Annotated in this window: 17 protein-coding genes and 1 pseudogene; 4 read left to right on the top strand and 14 right to left on the bottom strand. The window is 60.0% G+C overall.

Annotation, left to right across the window (positions count from 1 at the left end; translation table 11 throughout):
• Together OQK_RS30605 and OQK_RS23100 are read right to left on the bottom strand one after the other, a co-directional pair.
• Positions 1-1546 (bottom strand): annotated as a pseudogene (locus OQK_RS30605) (hypothetical protein); the annotation flags it as partial.
• 132 nt (positions 1547-1678) lie between these two features.
• The gene (locus OQK_RS23100; protein ID WP_016774502.1) at positions 1679-2788 is read right to left on the bottom strand and encodes a PilT/PilU family type 4a pilus ATPase; all 1110 of its coding nucleotides are present in this window, start codon (positions 2786-2788) and stop codon (positions 1679-1681) included.
• A gap of 109 nt (positions 2789-2897) precedes the next feature.
• On the opposite strand from OQK_RS23100, the gene OQK_RS23095 reads away from it, so the two are divergent.
• The gene (locus tag OQK_RS23095) at positions 2898-5447 is read left to right on the top strand and encodes a PAS domain-containing hybrid sensor histidine kinase/response regulator (RefSeq protein ID WP_016774501.1); all 2550 of its coding nucleotides are present in this window, start codon (positions 2898-2900) and stop codon (positions 5445-5447) included.
• A gap of 40 nt (positions 5448-5487) precedes the next feature.
• Entirely contained in the window at positions 5488-5763 is a 276-nt protein-coding gene (locus OQK_RS23090) for a peptidylprolyl isomerase (RefSeq protein ID WP_007912322.1), read from the top strand.
• 116 nt (positions 5764-5879) lie between these two features.
• Here the strand turns inward: OQK_RS23090 and OQK_RS23085 are convergent, their stop codons facing one another.
• The 8 genes from OQK_RS23085 to OQK_RS23050 form a co-directional block, all read right to left on the bottom strand.
• On the bottom strand, positions 5880-6800 hold the full coding sequence (locus tag OQK_RS23085; protein WP_016774500.1) for a sugar kinase: 921 nt from the start codon (positions 6798-6800) through the stop codon (positions 5880-5882).
• 134 nt (positions 6801-6934) lie between these two features.
• On the bottom strand, positions 6935-8149 hold the full coding sequence (locus OQK_RS23080) for an amino acid deaminase (RefSeq protein WP_016774499.1): 1215 nt from the start codon (positions 8147-8149) through the stop codon (positions 6935-6937).
• 38 nt (positions 8150-8187) lie between these two features.
• On the bottom strand, positions 8188-8952 hold the full coding sequence (locus OQK_RS23075; protein WP_016774498.1) for an IclR family transcriptional regulator: 765 nt from the start codon (positions 8950-8952) through the stop codon (positions 8188-8190).
• Between the two features lie 158 nt (positions 8953-9110).
• On the bottom strand, positions 9111-9500 hold the full coding sequence (locus OQK_RS23070; RefSeq protein ID WP_016774497.1) for a RidA family protein: 390 nt from the start codon (positions 9498-9500) through the stop codon (positions 9111-9113).
• Positions 9501-9531: 31 nt separating this feature from the next.
• The gene (locus OQK_RS23065) at positions 9532-10323 is read right to left on the bottom strand and encodes an amino acid ABC transporter ATP-binding protein (protein WP_016774496.1); all 792 of its coding nucleotides are present in this window, start codon (positions 10321-10323) and stop codon (positions 9532-9534) included.
• Positions 10320-10982, bottom strand: a complete 663-nt coding sequence (locus OQK_RS23060) for an amino acid ABC transporter permease (RefSeq protein WP_016774495.1) — start codon at positions 10980-10982, stop codon at positions 10320-10322. The genes OQK_RS23065 and OQK_RS23060 overlap by 4 nt, the downstream gene beginning before the upstream one ends.
• Positions 10983-10991: 9 nt before the next feature.
• Complete coding sequence (locus OQK_RS23055) at positions 10992-11654, bottom strand: amino acid ABC transporter permease (protein WP_024012746.1); 663 nt, start codon at positions 11652-11654, stop codon at positions 10992-10994.
• A 51-nt stretch (positions 11655-11705) separates the two neighbouring features.
• Positions 11706-12554: a transporter substrate-binding domain-containing protein gene (locus OQK_RS23050; protein WP_016774493.1), complete on the bottom strand. Its 849-nt coding sequence runs from the start codon at positions 12552-12554 to the stop codon at positions 11706-11708.
• 458 nt (positions 12555-13012) lie between these two features.
• Between OQK_RS23050 and OQK_RS23045 the strand changes: the two genes are divergently transcribed.
• The gene (locus OQK_RS23045; protein ID WP_016774492.1) at positions 13013-13444 is read left to right on the top strand and encodes a thioredoxin family protein; all 432 of its coding nucleotides are present in this window, start codon (positions 13013-13015) and stop codon (positions 13442-13444) included.
• 115 nt (positions 13445-13559) lie between these two features.
• Positions 13560-14636 (top strand): GGDEF domain-containing protein, encoded by a 1077-nt coding sequence (locus tag OQK_RS23040; RefSeq protein ID WP_016774491.1) that lies wholly within the window; start codon positions 13560-13562, stop codon positions 14634-14636.
• A 35-nt stretch (positions 14637-14671) separates the two neighbouring features.
• Here the strand turns inward: OQK_RS23040 and OQK_RS23035 are convergent, their stop codons facing one another.
• From OQK_RS23035 to cobN, 4 genes are all read right to left on the bottom strand, one after another.
• Positions 14672-16231, bottom strand: coding sequence for a TerC family protein (locus OQK_RS23035; RefSeq protein ID WP_016774490.1), 1560 nt, complete (start codon positions 16229-16231; stop codon positions 14672-14674).
• 357 nt (positions 16232-16588) lie between these two features.
• A complete protein-coding gene (locus OQK_RS23030) occupies positions 16589-17233 on the bottom strand; it encodes a vWA domain-containing protein (RefSeq protein ID WP_038861610.1) in 645 nt (214 codons plus the stop codon).
• A 20-nt stretch (positions 17234-17253) separates the two neighbouring features.
• The gene (locus OQK_RS23025) at positions 17254-18264 is read right to left on the bottom strand and encodes an ATP-binding protein (RefSeq protein ID WP_016774488.1); all 1011 of its coding nucleotides are present in this window, start codon (positions 18262-18264) and stop codon (positions 17254-17256) included.
• 224 nt (positions 18265-18488) lie between these two features.
• Positions 18489-20715 (bottom strand): cobaltochelatase subunit CobN (gene cobN, locus OQK_RS31635; RefSeq protein WP_038861608.1); only part of this gene is annotated, 2227 nt, incomplete at its 5' end.

Below are 20715 nucleotides of genomic sequence, written 5' to 3'. Positions count from 1 at the left end.
CCATGGACATGATTAGCTGTCCGCCTTTCTCGGACAGCGCCTTTTCATCCAGCGTGTCGCAGCCAGGTGCAGCTTTTCTCAATTGGCTTCGGGCAATTTCCGCTCGGTTGGGTAACGGTGTCGAAAATGCGCGGGCTAGCTGGGCGAATTGGTCTGCGTGGTGCTCAAACGCGTCAATCGCCCTTCGTGTACAGGTTTCTTCTGCCTGTTCGAGCTCGGCTCTGGAAATAATCCGGTTGAGCAACGCCCACTCCACGATCGGGTCGATCAGCGCCAGATCGCGCATATGCTTCTGCGCTTCACTGACCGGCTCCAGTTCGCCGTAAGCGATGATCTGTGCATAGGTCAATTCCCGCGAGGCCCCGGTCTTTACCGCCTCGACCAATACAACAGCGCGACAGAACTTGACCCAGGCGATCGATCCAAGTGTGACCTCTGTCGGAATTTTCCTGACCAGAAATTCGGGCGCGTTGCGTGCCAGGAGAAGATGAACCACCAACGGCGCCAATATCGGATCTACCCAGCGCTTGTTCCGCACAAACTCGGTGTACTCCTCGAGTATCTCTGATGGATGACGCTCAACATTGTCTGGCGAGTACAGGTCTCGCCGTTGGACCAGGTGGCGATGGCCGATCGATGGGTCCAGGTCGAGTAATATCGCGGTCATCAACAATTGGCGGAGAATATTTTCGGAAAGCGTTTCCCCGTCATTAACCCCGTACCAATTCAGCTCTTTGATATAACTTCTGGCAAGATCCAGCGAAACTGGATAGGCGACAAATTCAAAGAGGCGCTGCGCCGCCGTTTCGTGAGATATATCCGCGCGCCCTGTGACGTTGTACAAGGCTGACAACAGCTTGCGCTTCGGCATCAATTTGGCGGTGACGCCACGAATATCTGCAAACTGCTCTTCGGATAACGCGTTGTGACTCTGCTCACTGGATTGAAAGTGATCCCAAAAAGCAACTGGCTCCCTGACCTCGGGTGAAAACTTGAACAAGCCGATCAAGTTACTGATCTTGGCCTTGGTGTCAGGCAGATCGATATCATGAAACTTGAACCACTGATCCAGGGTTACATCCAGATCGGGCCATACAAAACCGCCGGCGACTGCGGCAATGTCGGCGATGAGACTCACCGTCGAGCGCGTAGGTTGACTGTATTCAAAATACTGCGCCGCAACCAGATCTACCCAACCTCTGACGGCACGGACTTCCATCTTGCCTTCCGGCGTAATCCGAACCAGGCCGTTATGCTCGCGCGCCTCCTCTCGACCGATTGCACCAATGACCGGCCCGGTTTTCAGCAGCTCATTGAGCAGAAGTCTGCCGGGGTTATATATTTCATGCAGTGAAGAGCCTGGTTGCAACTCTACTTCACGCCCATACCAGTCTATATCGTGATCTTCGGTGTACTCATTCAATGCATCTTCCAGATGCCGAAGAACCATATCGCGCTCGGTAGCATCTGCCGCAGACCGATACTTCCATTCAGCCAGCGCAACTTTCGATGGGCGGAATACTTTATTTTTCTTAACTTCGTTCAAGGTAACCTCATCAAACCAACTAGCTGACCATTCAGCGTGATGACGTTTTACCCAAACACATACAACCGAACCACGAGTTAATTATTAAGTGTTGTTGCCGCGCAATCAATCGACGCAATTGAAGACACCAAGTCAATCCATCAAACCCCACTCGCCAGTGCCTGTATTGTTAACACCTGCCTGATCGTGCTGAAGTTTGATTCGCAACTTCAAGTTATTCACCGAATCGGCATTCTTCAATGCTTCCTGCTCACTGATTGCACCTTCTGCAAACAGCGCAAACAGTGCCGCGTCAAATGTCTGCATACCGAGTCCGGTCGATTTTTCCATCATCGGTTTGAGTTCCTCGAACTGACCGCGGCGGATCAGATCGGCGATGGTCGGCGTGCCCAGAAGAATCTCGACTGCCGCGCGCCTTTGTCCATCGACAGTGCGGACCAGACGCTGCGAGACACAGGCTTTGAGGTTGTTGCCCAATGTTTGCAGAAGCTGCTCGCGCTTCTCCTCGGGAAACATATTGATGATTCGATCCAGCGCCTGATTGGCGTTGGTCGCATGCAGCGTCGACAACACAAGATGGCCGGTATCAGCGAATGACAGTGCATGCTCCATGGTTTCGCGGTCACGGATCTCACCAATCAATACCACATCCGGAGCCTGGCGCAGAGTGTTCTTCAAAGCCGCATGAAAGCTTCGGGTATCTACGCCGACTTCACGCTGATTGATGATCGAGCGCTTGTGCCGATGGATATATTCGATCGGGTCTTCGATCGTCACAATGTGTCCGGCACTGTGACGGTTGCGGTGATCGATGAGTGCCGCCAGCGAAGTCGACTTGCCTGAACTGGTCGCGCCGACAAAAAGAATCAGGCCACGTTTGAGCATCACCGTTTCCAGCAGCACCGGCGGCAGCTTCAGGTCTTCGAATCGCGGGATGTCGACCTTGACGTTGCGGATCACGATCGAAACGTCGTTGCGCTGCTTGAAAATGTTCACCCGGAACCGCCCGACGCCCGTTCGGGAGATTGCCAGGTTCATTTCCAGATCCCGGTCGAACTCCCGGCGCTGCTCGGCGTCCATCAGGGAGGTGGCGATAGCCGCGGTTTCGCCGGGTTTGAATGGCTGATCGCTGAGCGCTGTCAGCACGCCATCAATGCGCGCGCTCGGCGCTGCGCCGGTAGAGAGGAACAGATCCGAGCCGTTTTTTTGCGACAATATTGACAACAGTGCATCGATTTCCATGGCTGAAAGCACCCGCGAAGCATTGAATGAGCAAATTTGGCCGACGCTTGGCGCGGCTCCTGCAACAATGATAGACCCCGTCTCACCGAACCACGCTCAGGATTGAAACATGAATGCTGTATCCACCACCGATGACGCTCAGGCCCTGATTGCCCGCACCGACTGGAGCCGCAGCCCGCTGGGCGCCGCCGGCGCCTGGCCGCAGAGCCTGCGCACGGCGGTGGACATCGTGATTCATTCGCCGATGCCGATGCTGCTGTTATGGGGTCCGCAACTCACGCAGATCTACAACAATGGCTTTGCCCTGCTCGCTGGCAGCAAGCATCCCGAAGCGTTCGGGCAGCCGACGCATGAGGTCTGGCCAGAGGTGCGGGATTTTGCCGAGCCGATTTACCAAGCGGTGCTGCAGGGTCAGGTGCGCAGCTTCAGCGAGCAGCGGTTCAGCGTGCAGCGGGACGGCAAAAAAACCGATTTCTGGCTGGATCTGACCTACAGCCCGATTCGCGATGAAACTGCACAGGTGGCCGGGATTCTGATCACTGCCATCGAAACCAACGAGCGCCGACGCATTGCCTTGGAATTGCAGCGTCGTTCCGAAGAAAGCCTCAAGGCCCAGCGCCAGTCCGAGGAGCGTCTGCAACTGGCCCTCGCCGCCACCGACGCCGTCGGCACCTGGGATTGGGACATTGGCGAAGACCGTTTCATCGCCGATGCGCACTTCGCCGAACTGCACGGCGTCGATCCGACCAGGGCCGGGCAGTTGCCGATCAGCGAATACATGCACGGGGTGCACCCCGAAGACCGCGCCATGGTCGCGCGCGGCATCAAATACTGCATCACCCATGGCACCGAGTACGCTGAGGAATATCGCCTGTTGCAGGCCGATGGCACGCTGCGCTGGGTGTTCGCGCGCGGGCGTTGCTACAAGGATCATCATGGTCGGCCGATGCGCTTTCTCGGCGCGGCGCTGGACCTGACCGAACGCAAACATACGGAACAGGCGCTGCGTCAGAGCCAGACCGAACTTCAGCTGATCATCAACGCCATGCCGATCCTGATCAGCTATGTCGACGCCGAAGAACGCTTTCGCTTGAACAACGCAGCCTATCTGGACTGGTACGGCCTGACGCCGCAGGAGTTGTATGGGCGCACGATCCGCGAAGTCATCGGCGAAGAGGCGTATTTCCTGCGTGCGCCGTACATCGCCGAAGCACTGGCCGGGCGCTCCTGCTCCTTCAGTTTCTACACGCCGCACCGCGATGGCAGCACCCGTCATGCCCTCATGAATTATCTGCCGCGACATGGCGCAGACGGTGCAGTGAATGGCTTCTACATCTTTGTCATCGACGAAACCGAGCGCAAGAAAACCGAGGAAGCCCTGCGCAATCTCAACGAGACCCTCGAAGAGCGGGTCAGCGCGCGCACCGAGCAACTGGCGCAGGCCAACGAGCGCTTGCAGAACGAGATGTTCGAACGCGAGCGCGCCGAAGACGCCTTGCGCCACGCGCAGAAGATGGAAGCTGTCGGCCAGCTCACCGGCGGCATCGCCCATGACTTCAACAACATGCTCACCGGCATCATCGGCAGCCTGGATCTGATGCAGCGCTACATCGCCAACGGTCGCGCCGATGAGATTGGTCGCTTTACCGAGGCGGCCGTATCGTCGGCCAACCGTGCGGCCGCGCTGACGCATCGCTTGCTGGCCTTCTCGCGGCGCCAGTCCTTGGATCGCAAGCAACTGCACGTCAACGAACTGGTGCATTCACTGGAAGACCTGATCCGCCGCACCAAGGGCGATGCCATCGAGCTGCAACTGCGCCTGCCAGAGGATTTGTGGCCGGTAAGTACCGACGTCAGCCAGCTGGAAAATGCCCTGCTCAATCTGGTGATCAATGCCCGCGATGCGATGCCCGAAGGCGGCACGTTGCTGATCCAGACCGCGAACGTGTATCTCGACAGCAGCGACATAACCATTCTCGAGCCGGTGAAGGCCGGCGAATACGTGATGCTCGCGGTCAGCGATAACGGCACCGGCATGACCCCATCAATCCGTTCGAAGGCGTTCGATCCGTTCTTTACCACCAAGCCGATCGGCCAGGGTACCGGTCTGGGGCTGTCGATGATCTACGGTTTCGCCCAGCAGTCCGGTGGCCATGTCAGCCTCGACAGTGTGCCGGGGCAAGGTACTTGCGTACGTCTGTACTTGCCGCGTTTGCTTGAGCCGATGCCCGAATCCTCGTCTGTGGAGAAAGCCGAACCGATTGCCGCTTCATCTTCGGGCGAGACCGCGATTGTGGTCGAGGATGATCCGGCAGTGCGCATGCTGGTGCTCGATCTGCTCAAGGAACTGGGCTACACCACCTTCGAAGCGGAAAACGCCACGAACGCCCTGCCCGTGCTCGAGTCCGTGCAACGCGTCGATCTGCTGGTTACCGATGTCGGGCTGCCGGGCATGAACGGTCGGCAGTTGGCGGAGATTGCTCGCCAGCATCGTCCGGGGCTTAAAGTGCTGTTCATGACCGGTTACGCGCAGATTGCTGCCGAGCGTCAGGGCTTCCTTGAAGAGGGCATGGACATGGTCGCCAAGCCCTTTGTCCTTGAGGTGCTGGCGAGCAAGATTCGCAAGTTGAGCAACCCGACCCCGCGACTTGAGGCATAATCGCGCGCCCCGCTGTCACCCCGTTATCAGGTATTGCACGATGAAAGCCCAAGCCCGCCACATTCTGGTGAAAACCGCCGAAGAGGCCGAACAACTCAAACAGCGCATTGCCAAGGGCGAAGCGTTCGATGTGCTGGCGAAGAAATTTTCCACCTGCCCGTCCGGCAAACGCGGCGGCGACCTGGGCGAAGTGCGGCCGGGGCAGATGGTCGGCGCGATTGATGCGGTGATTTTCAAGAAGCCGCTGCGCACCGTGCATGGGCCGATCAAAAGCAAGTTTGGTTATCACCTGGTGCAGGTGTTTTATCGGGATTGATCGGCTGGCTGCCGGACTTCTTCGCGAGCAGGCTCGCTCCCACATTTCGACCGAGTTTTCATTGTGGGAGCGAGCCTGCTCGCGAACCGATTGCGCAGCAAGCGGCCATTCTCTGATTACTTGGGGATCAGCGCTCCAGGCACCTGTATCACCCGACTGGCCAATTCATGTCCCGCTTGCGCCGCCTCTGCCGGACTGCCGCCGAGCAAGCGCCTGGCCAGGTACGCCGCACTGAACGAATCCCCCGCCGCCGTGGTGTCGACAACCTTATCGACCTTCTGCGCCGGCACTTCAAACGCCTCCCCCTGACAACGAATCAGGCACGCCTGGGCGCCGCGCTTGAGCACCACTTCCGGCGTGCCGATCTGTGCGTACGTGGCAAACACCTCAGCGCCATCGGCAAACCCGAACAATGCCTGTTCGTCATCCACCGTCAGCAACGCCAGATCGACATATGGCAAGACGCTGCGATATGCCGCGCGCGCCTCTTCCACCGACGCCCACAGGCGCGGGCGGTAGTTGTTGTCGAAAACGATGCGTGCGCCGCGCTGTCTGGCTTCAATCAGGGCCTTGATCAGTCGGGCGCGGCCTTGCATTCCGAGTACGGCGAGGGTGATCCCACTGAAATACAGCACGTCGTAGTGCGGCAACGCCGCGAGGATCGGCTCGGCCGCAGGGGTGGTGAAGCAATCGCGTACCGCCGCTTCGTTGCGCCAGTACAGGAAACGCCGCTCGCCGTTGGCGTCGGTCTGGATGCAATACAAACCAGGCAGCCGACCGGGCAGGCGCTGCACCAGATCGAGGCCGATGCCTTCGCTGCGCCAGATCTGGCACATTGCGTCACTGAAACTGTCATCGCCCAACGCGGTGACGTAGTCGACTTGCGCCTTGTCGCCCAGCGCACGGGACAGGTACACCGCCGTGTTGAGGGTATCGCCACCAAAGCTTTGCTGCAGACTGCCGTCGGCGCGTTGTTGCAGTTCGATCATGCACTCGCCGATCAGGGCGATGCGCGGGGTGTTGCTGAGGATTTTCATCGGGTGGGATCTCGGGTGGTTCAGTGGAGGCTAAGCGGGCGTCTTCGCGAGCAGGCTCGCTCCCACAATGGAACGCATTGATCTTGTGGGAGCGAGCCTGCTCGCGAATAGCCGCCGCAACGCAATCTCAAGCCTTAGAAACAAGTCTCCATGGTCTCGATGACCGCCATCTGCTCATCCACCAGCAACCCAACACGCCATTTGTCAAACGTCAGGCATGGATGCGAAGTACCAAAGGAAATGATGTCGCCGACCCGCAACTCGACACCCGGCGCTACGGTCATGAACGCATGCTGATCCATCACCGCCGTGACCTTGCACGCGCCGACATCATCACCTGTCGCCGGCACCACGCCGGCCTTGTAGCGCAACAACGGCACCGGCAAACCGGCATCGAAGGCGACATCGCGCTTGCCCAGGGCGATCACCGCAAAACCCGGTTCCGGCAGCGACTGCACATGGGCCCAGACTTCCAGCGCCGGGCGCAGGCCTTCGTGCAGGTCGCTGCGACGGTCGAGCACGCAGCACTGCGCCTCTTTGTAGATGCCATGGTCGTGCGCGACATAACTGCCCGGGCGCAACACACTGAGGAAGCGGCCAGCGGCGTTCTGGGTTTCGAAAGATTCGGCGATCAGGTCGTACCAGGCCGAACCCGACGCAGTGATGATCGGTCTGGCGATGGCAAAGGCGCCGCTGTCCTGTAGCTGCACCGCGAGACGAACCAGCGACGCGGCGAATTCGCGAATGCCACTGACCGCATGATCGCCATGAATCACGCCTTCGTAACCTTCAATACCGGTCAGGGCCAGTGCCGGTTGCGCATCGATGGCCTTGGCCAGCTCGATGACTTCCTGCTCGCTGCGGCACCCGCAACGGCCGCCGACCACGCCGTATTCGATCATCACGTTGAGCTTCACTCCCCGCGAAGCGAAGTAACTCCCGAGGTCGGCGACGTTGTCGGGGTGGTCGACCATGCAATGGAAATCGAACGCCGGATCAGCGAGCAGATCGGCAATCAACGCCATGTTCGGCGTACCGACCAACTGGTTGGCCATCAACACGCGACGCACGCCGTGGGCATAAGCCGCGCAGGTCTGGGTGGCGCTGGCGAGGGTGATTCCCCAGGCGCCGGCGTCGAGCTGTCGTTTGAACAGTGCCGGGGTCATGCTGGTTTTGCCGTGGGGCGCCAGTTCGGCGCCGCTGTCGCTGACAAATTTCTGCATCCAGCGAATATTGTGCTCCAGCGCCTCGCGGTGCAGCACCAGCGCCGGGAGGCTGACGTCGCGGGTCAATTGCGCACCGATGGCGGCGTCGCCTTTTTCTACGGCAGAGTTGATGGCAGTGGTCATGGTCGAATCCTCACAGGCGCGGCCGCAGGCAGCCGCGGTTATTCGTTGATCCGCCGGGCGAGGCTGTTGGCGCTCTCGATCAGCACCCGGCGATAGTCGTTGTAATTGTTTTTCGCATCGGCGCGCGGGGCGACGATGCACAACGTGCAAATGGCCACGCCCTGCGGGTCTTTGACCGGCGCGGCGAAGCAATGGGTGAAGGTGTCGGCGACGCTGTCGAAGGAGAAGAAGCCATCGCTGCCGGCCTGACGAATCTCCGCCAGAAAACGGTCCAGTGGCAGGCGTTCGCCGTCGGGCAGGATGTAGTCGTCTTCGTCGATCAGGTCGATGATCTGCTGATCGCTCAAGTGCGCGAGCAACAGACGCCCGGAAGCTGTCCATGGGATCGGCGCGTTTTCGCCAATATCGGAGGAAATGCGGAAATGCCGCTCGCCCTCCTTCATCAACGCCACCGTGTATTTGCGCCCGTTGAGCAGGCACATCTGCGCAGTTTCGCGGGTCTGGCTGACGATCTCCTGCAAAGCGTGATCGGCCTCGCGACTGAGGTCGAAATGCCGCAGATGCGCCTGACCAAGGAAGTACAACTGGCGGCCAAGGTAGACGTGGCCGTCCTTGCCCACCGGCTCGAGAATCCGTCGCTCCAGCAAGGACGCGACCAGTTCGTAGACCGTCGATTTCGGACTGCCGATGCCATTGGCGATGTCGTTGGGACGCAGGGGCTGGCCGATTTCCTTGAGAAAATCGAGGATATCGAACGCCCGGTCCAGACCGCGTGCCCGGCGCTTGATGGTGTCTTCGGTCATGTCAGTGGTTTCCATTCAAAGTCGCCGGGAGTTTACAGCCAATGATCGTTCCCATGCTTCGCGTGGGAATGCCTCACCGGACGCTCCGCGTCCGCTTTTGGGACGCAGAGCGTCCCGGGCTGCATTCCCACGCAGAGCGTGGGAACGATCGGCGTGTATCAGGCCTTCTTCTTGTAGGCAATGCAGTCAATCTCAACCTTGCAATCAACCATCATGCTCGCCTGCACACAGGCCCGCGCCGGGGCGTGTTCGGGTTTGAAATACTCGGCGAAGACCTTGTTGAAGCTGCTGAAATCCCGTGGATCGTCCAGCCAGACGCCAGCGCGGACCACATCTTCAAGGCCATAACCAGCCTCTTCGAGAATGGCGATCAGGTTCTTCATGGTCTGGTGGGTCTGTTCGACAATGCCACCTACGATGATCTCGCCATCCACCGCCGGTACCTGGCCGGACACATGCAGCCAGCCATCCGCTTCAACTGCGCGGGCGAATGGACGAGGCTGGCCGCCGGCGGCGGTGCTGCCGGTGCCGTAACGCGTAATGCTCATGGGTGTTTCTCCTGATTGCAAAAGTGCAGATTCAAAACCGCGTGCTCTTGAGAAATTCCGCCAGACGCGGCGATTGCGGGCGTTCGAACAGTTCCTTGGGAGGTCCCTGCTCTTCGATCCGCCCTTGATTCATGAAAACGATCTTGTCCGAGACCTCGAAGGCGAAACGCATTTCGTGGGTCACCAGCAACATGGTCATGCCGTCCTCGGCCAGCCCCTTGATCACGTTGAGCACCTCGCCAACCAATTCCGGGTCGAGGGCCGAGGTGACTTCGTCAAAGAGCATCAGGCTCGGGTTCATCGCAATCGCTCGGGCAATCGCCACGCGCTGTTGCTGGCCGCCGGACAACTGACCGGGAAAGTGGTTGCGCCGCTCCAGCAGGCCGACGCGCTCCAGCCATTTTTCCGCGAGCACCACGGCTTCGTCCCTGTGCATCTTCTTCACCTTGAGCAGGCCAAGGGTGACGTTCTGCAACGCGGTCAGGTGCGGGAACAGGTTGAATTGCTGGAAGGCCATGCCGGTCATCGCACGATGCCGGGCAATGACCTTTTCCGCATGGCGTACACGTTTACCGTTGACCTCGTCGTAGCCGATGGACTCGCCGTCGAGCAGGATCTGCCCGCCCTGGAATTCTTCGAGCATGTTCACGCAACGCAGCAGCGTGGTTTTGCCCGAACCGCTGGAGCCGATCAGCGTGACGACGTTGCCGCGCTGCATGCTCAGGTCGACACCCTTGAGCACTTCCACCGCGCCGTACTGTTTGTGCAGGCCGCGAATGTCCAGCAATGCCTGATCCTGTGAAGCAACTTGAGCTTGAGTCATGGCAGGGCCACCCGCTTTTCAATGTGCCGGCCGAGTAATTCGATGCCGTAGTTGATGACGAAGAACAGAAAACCGGCGAACAGGTAGAACTCCAGGGTCATGAAGTTCCGGGCGATGATCTGTTGCGTGCTGAGCAGCAATTCGGCGACGCCGATCACCGAGAGCAAGGTCGACGCCTTGACGATTTCGGTGGACGAGTTGACCCAGGTCGGCAAAATCTGCCGCAGCGCCTGAGGCAACAGCACGTAGCCGAGGGATTGGTAGAACGTCAGGCCGATGGCTTTCCCCGCCTCCATCTGCCCGCGCGGCAAGGCTTGCAGCGCACCACGAACGATTTCGGCGACGTGCGAGCCGCAAAACAGCGTCAGGCCCAGGGCTCCGGCCTGAAACGCACTGATCTGCCAACCGAGCGCCGGCGCCATATAAAAGCAGGCCAGCACCAATACAAACACCGGTGTGCCGCGAATCAGATCGACGTACAGCCGAAACGGCGCGCGCATCCAGAATCTGCCGTAGGTCAGGACCAGGCCGGCAACCACGCCGAGCATGGTGCCCAACACAATGGCCAGCGCCGAGACCTGCACGCTGGTCAGAAAGCCCTGCCACAACGGCTCGCGCGCGACCCACAATTCATGCAACCAACTGGGAGATTCGTACATCGCAGCCTCCTATCGGCGGATCGCCAGACGCTGCTCGAGGTAACGCAGCAGCATGGCAATGAGGTAACAGGCCGCGACATACAACGCCGTGGTCACCAGCCAGGTTTCGATCACCCGGTAGCTTTCGACGTTGATCTTGCGCGCGTAATAGGTCAGCTCCGGCACCGCAATCGCAGCGGCAAGCGAGGTGTCCTTGAACAGCGAAATGAAGTTGTTCGACAACGCCGGCAACACGTTGCGCAGCATCACCGGCACGGTGACGTAAGCCTTGACCTGCCATTCACCGAGACCGATTGCCAGCCCGGCTTCGCGCTGGCCTTTGGGAATGCTCAGCAAGCCGCCACGGAAGACTTCGGTCAGGTACGCGCCGGCATACAGCGACAGCGTGATGATGAACGAAGGAATCTTGTCCAGACGAATGCCAAGGCTGGGCAGTGCAAAGTAGATCAACAGAATCAACACCAGGATCGGCGTGTTACGCACTACCGTGACGTACACCGAGGCCAACACCCGCAAGGCGCGATGTTTGGAGAGCAAGGCAAACGCCATCAGCAGGCCGATCACGCAGCCGATGGCGATCGACACCAGCGCCAGCTGCAAGCCCAGACCGAGCCCCGCCAGCAAGGTGTCGAAATCGCGCCACACGGCGGCAAAGTTCAACTGATAGTTCATGGTCAGCAGTACCTTGAGCGGGGCGACGGTCATCGCCCCACTCTCACGGGATCATTTGAATTCGACTGGGAAACCGATGGCTGGAGATGGCAGATCAACACCGAACCATTGTTTGAACGAGGCAGCGTAGGTCGGGAACTCAACTCCGGTCATGGCTTCATGCAGCGCGGTGTTGACGAAGTTCAGCCAGTCCTGATCGCCACGTTTGACGGCGCAAGCGTAAGTCTGCGGGCTCCAGGCGTAGCTCGGGCTGCGGTAGCGGCCAGGGTTCTGCACCATCAGGTATTTGACCGACGACTGATCGGTGGCGGCGGCATCGGCGCGACCGGAGTTCACGGCCTGGTACATCAGGTCGACGCTGTCGTACTGATCGACTTTGGCCTTGGGCAATGCCTGATGCACCAGTTCTTCGGCGTAGACGTTCTGCAGCACCGCAACGGTGACGTCATCGCCCGCCGCCTGCAGGTCTTCGATTTCCTTATACTTGCTGTTGTTCGGCAACAGCAGGCCAACACCTTCGCGGTAGTACGGCAAGGTGAACGCGACTTGCTGGGCACGGCTGGCGGTGACGGTGATGAACTGGCAGCTCATATCGACCTTGTCGGTGAGCAGATTGGGAATCCGCGCATCGGACGACTGCACCACGAACTCGACTTTGCTCGGGTCGTTGAACAGTCCTTTGGCCACGATCCTGGCGATGTCGATATCAAAACCCTGCAACTTGCCGTCCGCGCCCTGAAAGTGCCACGGCGCATTGGTGCTGCCAGTGCCCACGATCAACTTGCCACGGGCGAGAACACTGTCGAGCTTGCTGTCGGCAGCCTGGGCCAGGCCCATGACCGAGGAAGAAGCTGCAAGAACAAAAACACACGCTTTGAACAACGAAGGACGGCGATGCATGGCAAGCACTCCAGAATTGTGTTTATTCCGCTATACCGGAACACGGTTTGTTACTACGGAATAGACAGCAGAAAGTGTGCCACAGGAATCTCGCGAAATCTGTAACTGCTTTGAACGCTATTGGAATCAACAAGATATGGTTCGTGGACCAAAGGGTTTGGCCCGACCTAGAACGAAGGAAATACCTGACGCAGCCAGGAAAGGGGTAATGCGTTCCCAACTTGGGTCAGATCGCGCCGTTGTGGTGCGAATCAGGGTGACAGTTGAACAAGACCCGGTATCAGCGCTTTAGCGCCTGCCTGTAGACATCACCACCCTGCCGTTTCCCGACGGCTATCACCGTCACGACAGCACTTCTCGTGTTGACGCACCCCACCTGTAATTTCTGACAGTAGACCGCGACACCCCTGCTCCTTTAACGTCAAGGTGCCTACCCGCTCGTTGAAAAGGACCCTTCGATGAACGCCACAAACACAACTTCCGCGCTGGACCCGGTTTACCGCAAAGCCCTGAAAACCTGGCGTCCGGTCATTCTGTATTTCGCCAATGAACACTGCCCCGCCTGCGAATGGGCCGGGCCGGTCTTTCGGCAGATTGCCGAGCCTTACCGACTGCGCGCCAACATCTATATGCTCAACACCAGCCAATCGCCCAAGCACCCGAACGTCACGGGCACGCCAACAGTGCTGTTCTATAAAAACGGCAGGCTGCTGCAAAAGCTCAAAGGTATCGGCACCGAGGAAAGCCTGGCGAGGGATATGGCCCGGCATGTCGGCAGAACAAAGGCTCCCGCAACGCCACGCAAACCTCACCATGATCTGGCATGGCTGAGGCGCACACTCAAGTCGTTGCGTACCGTCACTGGTTCGCGCCATCGGCTTCTGCGCTGAACCCGACCGGGATTGGACAACGCGCGGTCTGCCTGCTTTGCTGTTGAGCGAACACATTGCGCGCCGCCCGCCGGTTCGGGTGGTTGCCAGGATCGGCGCAGACAGCGGGACAAGCATGTTCGAAACCATTGAAGCGCAAGCGTTGAAGGAAACCGCGTCAAACGAGTTGAGAGAAGAGTTTCTCCAGCGCGAGTTCGAACGGCTCAAACCGTTCAGCCTGTTGATCTACGTGGTCAGTGTGTTCATGTGGCTGCTGTTTGATCTGATCGTCAGTTTTCTCGGCGGCCAGGGTTTCACGTGGCGCTCGATGGCGTTTCTCGCTGGTTTCGCGCTGTTGACGGTGGTGCTCGGTTTTACGCGCAGGGCTAGCCATTTCGATGTGCTCACCCTGTTGCTGGTCCTGGGATTGACCGTCGGTGTGCGAATGATCGTCGACGGCCTCGCGCCTGCTTCGCACAGCTTGTGGCTGGTCCTGGCAGCAGCGAGCATGTTGTACAGCGTGTCGGTACTGCCGCTGCGGCGCTGGGCGTTCTTTGCGGTACAAGTTGTGATCTGGGTGATCCTCAACCCGTTTCTTGCCACCACTACCGAAATCACTGAACTGCGCGGCGTCCTGACTGCCTGCTACAGCGTGTTTCTCTGCGCACTCACGGTGTACACCTTTTTGAAGTTCCGTGAGGCCAAGCTGAATAACTACCTGATGTCGCGGCTGCTGCTGGATCAGGCCTATAACGACCCGCTGACGCAGATTCCCAACCGACGCTCATTCATGACCCACGCAGGGCAACGGCTGCTGGCAAGCCCGCGCGAGCGCGATCATTACCTGATGATGATCGACATCGACAACTTCAAGAAGGTCAACGACACCTACGGGCATGACATCGGTGATGAGGTGCTCATTCGCGTCGCTGCCGATATCAAGACAGTGATGATTGCGTTTGACTACGCGCGTATGGGCGGTGAGGAGTTCGCGATCTATCTGGCGGGAGTGCGGCGCGAGGATGTTGAAAGCCTTGCCACGCAACTGTGCCAGTCAGTGCGTGAACAGCCCACCCAGCACCCGGTCACCATCAGCATCGGCATTACCCGGGTGGCTGAGGGTGACTCGTTGAATCAGGCGCTGATCAAGGCGGATGCGGCGTTGTACGAATCAAAGCATACGGGCAAGGACCGCTTTACGTTTCATCAGTAACAAGCGCAGCGACCGCTGCGCCATTCCGCGAATGCTCAAGCCACCTCACGCTCCAGCAAAACCCGCGTCACCCGCCGTTCTTCTACCGCTTTGACGGTCAGTTGCCAGCCCTCGTATTCCAGTCGGTCGCCGGTCATCGGCAACCGATCCAGCAGACTCATGACCAACCCGGCCATGGTCTGATAATCCTCGGTCGGCTCGGCATCGAAGCCGGTACGCTGGCGAACGCGAGCCAAGGGCAGCGCGCCGCTGACCAGAAACCCGCCGCGCTCTTCGACCACATCAGGGCCTTCGATTTCACTGGCATCGGGCAACTCACCGGCGATCGATTCGAGGATGTCGGTCATGGTCAATACGCCGACGAAATCGCCAAACTCATTGACCACGAAGGCGATGTGCGTCGATGCCGCGCGCATCTGCTCCAAGGCATTGAGGATCGAGTAACTGTCGAGCAGATTGACGGTCTTGCGTGCCAGATGCTCAAGGTTCGGCTCGTTGCCGGCCAGATACTCCTTGAGCAATTCCTTCTTGTGTACGAACCCCAGCGGCTCATCCACCGCGCCATCGCGAATCAGCGGCAAGCGTGAATACGACGAATGCATCAACTTCGTGCGAATGGTTTCGGCGTCATCGGCAAGATCAATCAGGTCAACGTCGGCGCGCACCGTCATCAGGTTGCGAATCGGCCGCTCCGCCAGTTGCAGCACACCGCTGATCATCACCCGCTCACGACGGTCGAACAGCTCGGCCACCGGCGCTTCACCGTTGTCCAGCAGGTCGGAGATTTCCTCACCAACCTCCTCCGCCGCCAGCTTGCGGCCACCGAGCAGACGCATCACCGCATGGGCTGTGCGCTCGCGCATCGGGCGCACGCCCTGCATCGAACGTTTGCGCCGAGCCCGGGCGATCTGGTTGAAGACTTCGATGAGGATCGAGAAACCGATGGCGGCGTACAGGTAACCTTTCGGGATATGGAAGCCCAGACCTTCTGCGGTCAGGGCAAAACCGATCATCATCAGGAAGCCCAGACACAGCATGATCACGGTCGGATGTGCGTTGACGAAGCGGGTCAGCGGCTTGCTGGCAACGATCATCAGGCCGATGGAAATGATCACGGCGATCATCATCACCGCCAGTTCATCGACCATGCCCACGGCGGTAATCACCGCGTCGAGCGAGAACACCGCGTCGAGCACCACAATCTGCGCCACGATTGGCCAGAACAGCGCGTAGGTTGTGTTGGTCGAGCGCTCGCCGACATGGCCTTCGAGGCGCTCATGCAACTCCATCGTCGCCTTGAACAACAGGAACACGCCACCGAACAGCATGATCAGATCACGACCGGAGAAGCTCTTGTCGAACACCTCGAACAACGGCTGCGTGAGCGTAACCAGCCAGGAAATGCTCGCCAACAGGCCCAGGCGCATGATCAACGCCAGCGACAGGCCGATGATCCGCGCGCGATCGCGCTGATGCGGCGGCAGTTTGTCGGCAAGAATTGCGATGAACACCAGGTTGTCGATACCCAGTACCAGTTCCAGCACGATCAGAGTCAACAGGCCTAACCAGGCTGTGGGATCCGCTAACCATTCCATAAAACGTCTCGATCTCTCTTCAGTGAATTCAGGCGGCCGGACACGGCGAAGTGCAACGCAAAGGCTCAAGAGCCGCGTTATCAACCATAGTCGGTAGTCGGAAGACGGGGTGCTGCGAAAGGATCAAGACCGCGCGAAGGCGTGCTGGAGAGTGCTGACTGGGAGGCTCCGAGAGGGTGTTCATGTAGATCCTGAATGAAAAATGGCCTTCGAGCGTACAGCGTCGACCGGCCTGTTCTACAGCGGCAAATCATTTCAAAATCTGTACGAATCAATGTAACCGAAGATTTTCAGCGTTGCTGAAGACGCCTTCGCGAGCAGGCTCGCTCCCACAGGGTGCGAGCGGTGCGGCGGATTTCAGCGCAAATCCAGCTCATCGATATGCTGATACTGCGCTTGCAGCGCGGTCGCCAGATCCTTCGCCCGGCCCAGTCGAATCGGCCCGCGCTCAATGTCGATCAGCAATCCCGGACACGCCAGCACTGGCAACGCCGACAGTTCTTTCACGCGACCATCGGTCACGATCAGGCAGCGTTGCTGTTCGGCAGAAAAGCGCTTGCGTCGCAGCGTCAGCCATTGCTGCGCCTGCTCCAGTGCCGCGAGCAACGGCGTGCCGCCACCGGCGCCCAGACCGTCGAGCCAGACGCTCAGGCCGCTTGAGGCCTTCAAGCCTTGCACCTGCCATTTCGGCGCAGAACCACTGGCGGTCAGCAACGCCAGCCGCGCCCGCTGGCGATAAGCATCGTCGAACAGCTGCGCGAGCAGGCCCTTGGCATCGCTCAAAGCCTGATGGCGACGGGTCGAGGCCGACGCGTCGACGATCACCAGCCAGATTTCATGGGGCGCGCGGGTGCGCTGTTGAAACAGCAGATCGGCGCGGCGCTGGGGGCGGCCATTGAGCAGTGTGCCCGGCCAGTTCACCGATCCGCTGCCGGCACTCTGGCGTTGGCCCTGACGACCATTATCGAGTTGTCCGGCACGGGGTCTGGCATTCGCCCCCACGTCGGACCGGGGGCGAATGCCTAGGGCTTTTTTGCCAGTGGCGGCCAGCTCGGAACGTCGCGGCGGGCACCGGTGGCTTGCGCCGTTGCCGGCATCTCGCCCCACTGGCCCTGCCCTTCGCTGGACTTGCTGTCTGTGCCTGAAGGAGATTGCGCTTGTGATTGGGTGCTGGATGAAGGGTGTTCGCGGCGGCGATGGCGCAGGGCAAATTCGGCCACCGCGTCGATGTCCTCTTCAGCAATCGCATCCGCCCCACGCCACGCGGCATGGGCGCGGGCCGCGCGCAACCAGACCAGATCGGCACGCAAGCCATCGACGCCAGCAGCGAAACAACGCTCGGTAATCAACGCCAATGCCGCGTCATCCAGTGGAATGGCTGCCAAGCGCTCGCGGGCGCTTTCACAGCGCGAACGCAGGACTTGTTGCTCGCTCGCCCACTGCGCGCAGAACCCTTGTGGATCGCTGTCGAAATCCAGCCGCCGGCGAATGATCTGTCCGCGTTCGGCGGGCGCGGTGTGGCCGCTGAGGGCAACGTTCAAGCCGAAGCGGTCAAGCAGTTGCGGCCGCAGCTCGCCCTCTTCCGGGTTCATGGTGCCGATCAGGACGAATTTGGCCGAATGCCGATGGGAAATGCCGTCACGCTCGATCAGATTGGTACCGCTGGCGGCGACATCGAGCAGCAGGTCGACCAAGTGATCGGGCAGCAGATTGACCTCATCGACATAGAGCACGCCACCGTCAGCCTTGGCCAGAACACCGGGCGAAAACTGCGCGCGACCGTCGCTCAGGGCAGCATCGAGATCGAGGGTGCCGACCAGCCGCTCTTCGGTAGCGCCCAACGGCAAAGTGACAAACTGGCCGCTGGCGAGCAGATCCGCCAGGCCCCGCGCCAGCGTCGACTTGGCCATGCCGCGCGGACCTTCGATGAGTACGCCGCCGATTTTCGGGTCGATGGCGGTCAGGCACAGGGCGAGCTTCAGGTCATCGGCGCCGACCACGGCGGAGAGTGGGAAATGCGGGGTGTCGGTCATTTGGGTTTTCCCTTTCGTGGTCTTTGGTGTGCTTGAGTTTTAGTGGCGTGTCAGTTGGGTGGCCCTCACCCTAACCCTCTCCCAGAGGGAGAGGGAACTGATCTGGGTGTTCTTGCAAGTTGCGCCGACCTGAATTATCGAGTTGAACTCAGGCCTCAAAACCAACACAAATCGGCCCCCTCTCCCTCCGGGAGAGGGCTGGGGTGAGGGTAGCTTTTTAGCGGCTACATATCTTCCTCGATATCCAACAGCAAATTCTCCAGCGCCTCTTTATAAGCCCCAGGCTCCTGCCACATCCCGCGCTGCTGCGCTTCGAGCATGCGTTCGGTCATGTCGCGCAACGCGTGGGGATTATGCTCACGGACAAAATCCCGGGTCGCCGGATCAAGCAAATATGCCTCCGCCAGCAACGCGTACTGATGGTCATCGATCAACTGCGTGGTCGCATCGAAAGCGAACAGATTATCAACCGTCGCCGCCAGTTCGAACGCGCCTTTGTAGCCGTGACGCTTGATTCCATCGATCCACTTCGGATTCGCCGCGCGCGAGCGCACCACGCGGTTCAACTCTTCCTTCAAGGTACGAATCTTCGGCAGATCCGGCTGGCTGTGATCGCCGTGATAGCTGGCCGCCGCTTCGCCGCGCAGAGTCTCCACCGCCGCGAGCATGCCGCCCTGAAACTGGTAGTAATCGTTGGAATCGAGCAAGTCATGCTCGCGGTTGTCCTGGTTTTGCAGAACTGCCTGTACCTGGCTCAGGCGCTGGCTGAACTGCTCGCGGGCAGCCGTGCCCTCGTCGGCGCCGCCGTAAGCGTAGGCGCCCCAGTTCAGGTAGACCTCGGCGAGGTCTTCGCGGCTCTGCCACAGACGGCCATCGATCGCGCCTTGCACCCCGGCGCCATACGCCCCCGGTTTCGCGCCGAAGATGCGCCACCCGGCCTGACGCCGCGCGGTATCTTCATCGACGCCCGACTGCAACAGCGCCTGGCGTTCGGCGCGCACCTTGGCGGCCAATGGGTTCAAGTCATCCGGTTCATCCAGCGCGGCCACGGCTTGCACGGCGGCGTCGAACAGGCGGATGAGATTGGCAAACGCATCACGGAAAAACCCCGAAACCCGCAGCGTCACGTCGACTCTTGGACGATCGAGCAGACTCAGCGGCAGAATCTCGAAATCATCCACGCGCTGACTGCCCGTGGCCCAGACTGGACGCACGCCCATCAACGCCATGGCCTGAGCGATGTCGTCGCCGCCGGTGCGCATGGTTGCGGTGCCCCAGACCGACAGGCCGAGCTGGCGCAAGTGATCGCCGTGATCCTGCAAGTGTCGTTCAAGGATAAGCGTCGCCGACTGGAATCCGATGCGCCACGCGGTGGTGGTCGGCAGATTGCGCACGTCCACCGAATAAAAGTTGCGCCCGGTGGGCAGCACGTCGAGACGGCCACGGCTGGGTGCGCCGCTGGGGCCGGCGGGGACGAAACGACCGCTGAGAGCGTCAAGCAGACCGCGCATTTCGGCCGGGCCGCAAGCATCGAGGCGCGGGGCGACGACTTCGCGTAGATGCTCGAGTATCGAATCAACCTCAGCCCACCCCGGCCCTTGTGGGAGCGAGCCTGCTCGCGAAGGCGTCGGGTCAGACAACTGGTCTTTTACTGACACACCGCTTTCGCGAGCAAGCTCGCTCCCACAGGGGACACTCAGTGTTTGTGAAATCAGGTCTGCGGCAAACAATTCGAGGCGTTCGCGGGTATCGCCGGCGGTGCGCCAGACTTCTTCGCTGATGGCCTGCAACTCGGTCGGACGCGGGCCACTCCAGGCATCGGCCAACGCGCAATCCAGCGGATCAAAACCAAGATCAAACGCTTTAGCCAGTGCTCGCAGCAGACTCGACTGCGCGGCCTTGCCGTCACCGCGCGGGATGCGCAGCAACGCGAGCAAGGTGTCGATACGCAAGCGCCCGCTCGGCGATTCGCCAAAGATGTGCAACCCATCGCGAATCTGCGATTCCTTCAGGTCGCACAGATAAGTGTCCAGACGCGGCAACCAGATCGCCGCATCGGCGTCGCTGTCCAGCGCAGCATCCAGTTGCAGTTCCCGGTCGATCTGCGTGTCCCGCACCAATTGCAGAATGTCGCGTTGCAACTCACGGGCGCGGCGCGGATCGAGCAGTTGCGCCTCGTAATACTCGTCTGCCAGCAGCTCCAGATTGCGCAGCGGCCCGTAGGTTTCGGCGCGGGTCAGTGGCGGCATCAGGTGGTCGATGATCACCGCTTGCGTGCGGCGTTTGGCCTGAGCGCCCTCGCCCGGATCGTTGACGATAAACGGATAGATATTCGGCAGCGGCCCGAGCAGCGCGTCCGGCCAGCAATTCTCCGAAAGGCCGACGCCTTTGCCCGGCAACCATTCGAGATTGCCATGCTTGCCGACGTGGATCACGCCGTGAGCGCCGTAG

This window comes from Pseudomonas sp. R62 (assembly GCF_000257605.1).
GTDB lineage: Bacteria > Pseudomonadota > Gammaproteobacteria > Pseudomonadales > Pseudomonadaceae > Aquipseudomonas > Aquipseudomonas atacamensis.
The sequence above is the reverse complement of the archived record's forward strand: the minus strand, read 5'-3'. Positions and strand labels throughout refer to the sequence as shown.

Coding starts and splice junctions, on each gene's coding strand:
- OQK_RS23100 (WP_016774502.1), bottom strand. CDS start 2,788: ATGGAAATCGATGCACTGTTGTCAATATTGTCGCAAAAAAACGGCTCG.
- OQK_RS23095 (WP_016774501.1), top strand. CDS start 2,898: ATGAATGCTGTATCCACCACCGATGACGCTCAGGCCCTGATTGCCCGC.
- OQK_RS23090 (WP_007912322.1), top strand. CDS start 5,488: ATGAAAGCCCAAGCCCGCCACATTCTGGTGAAAACCGCCGAAGAGGCC.
- OQK_RS23085 (WP_016774500.1), bottom strand. CDS start 6,800: ATGAAAATCCTCAGCAACACCCCGCGCATCGCCCTGATCGGCGAGTGC.
- OQK_RS23080 (WP_016774499.1), bottom strand. CDS start 8,149: ATGACCACTGCCATCAACTCTGCCGTAGAAAAAGGCGACGCCGCCATC.
- OQK_RS23075 (WP_016774498.1), bottom strand. CDS start 8,952: ATGACCGAAGACACCATCAAGCGCCGGGCACGCGGTCTGGACCGGGCG.
- OQK_RS23070 (WP_016774497.1), bottom strand. CDS start 9,500: ATGAGCATTACGCGTTACGGCACCGGCAGCACCGCCGCCGGCGGCCAG.
- OQK_RS23065 (WP_016774496.1), bottom strand. CDS start 10,323: ATGACTCAAGCTCAAGTTGCTTCACAGGATCAGGCATTGCTGGACATT.
- OQK_RS23060 (WP_016774495.1), bottom strand. CDS start 10,982: ATGTACGAATCTCCCAGTTGGTTGCATGAATTGTGGGTCGCGCGCGAG.
- OQK_RS23055 (WP_024012746.1), bottom strand. CDS start 11,654: ATGAACTATCAGTTGAACTTTGCCGCCGTGTGGCGCGATTTCGACACC.
- OQK_RS23050 (WP_016774493.1), bottom strand. CDS start 12,554: ATGCATCGCCGTCCTTCGTTGTTCAAAGCGTGTGTTTTTGTTCTTGCA.
- OQK_RS23045 (WP_016774492.1), top strand. CDS start 13,013: ATGAACGCCACAAACACAACTTCCGCGCTGGACCCGGTTTACCGCAAA.
- OQK_RS23040 (WP_016774491.1), top strand. CDS start 13,560: ATGTTCGAAACCATTGAAGCGCAAGCGTTGAAGGAAACCGCGTCAAAC.
- OQK_RS23035 (WP_016774490.1), bottom strand. CDS start 16,231: ATGGAATGGTTAGCGGATCCCACAGCCTGGTTAGGCCTGTTGACTCTG.
- OQK_RS23025 (WP_016774488.1), bottom strand. CDS start 18,264: ATGACCGACACCCCGCATTTCCCACTCTCCGCCGTGGTCGGCGCCGAT.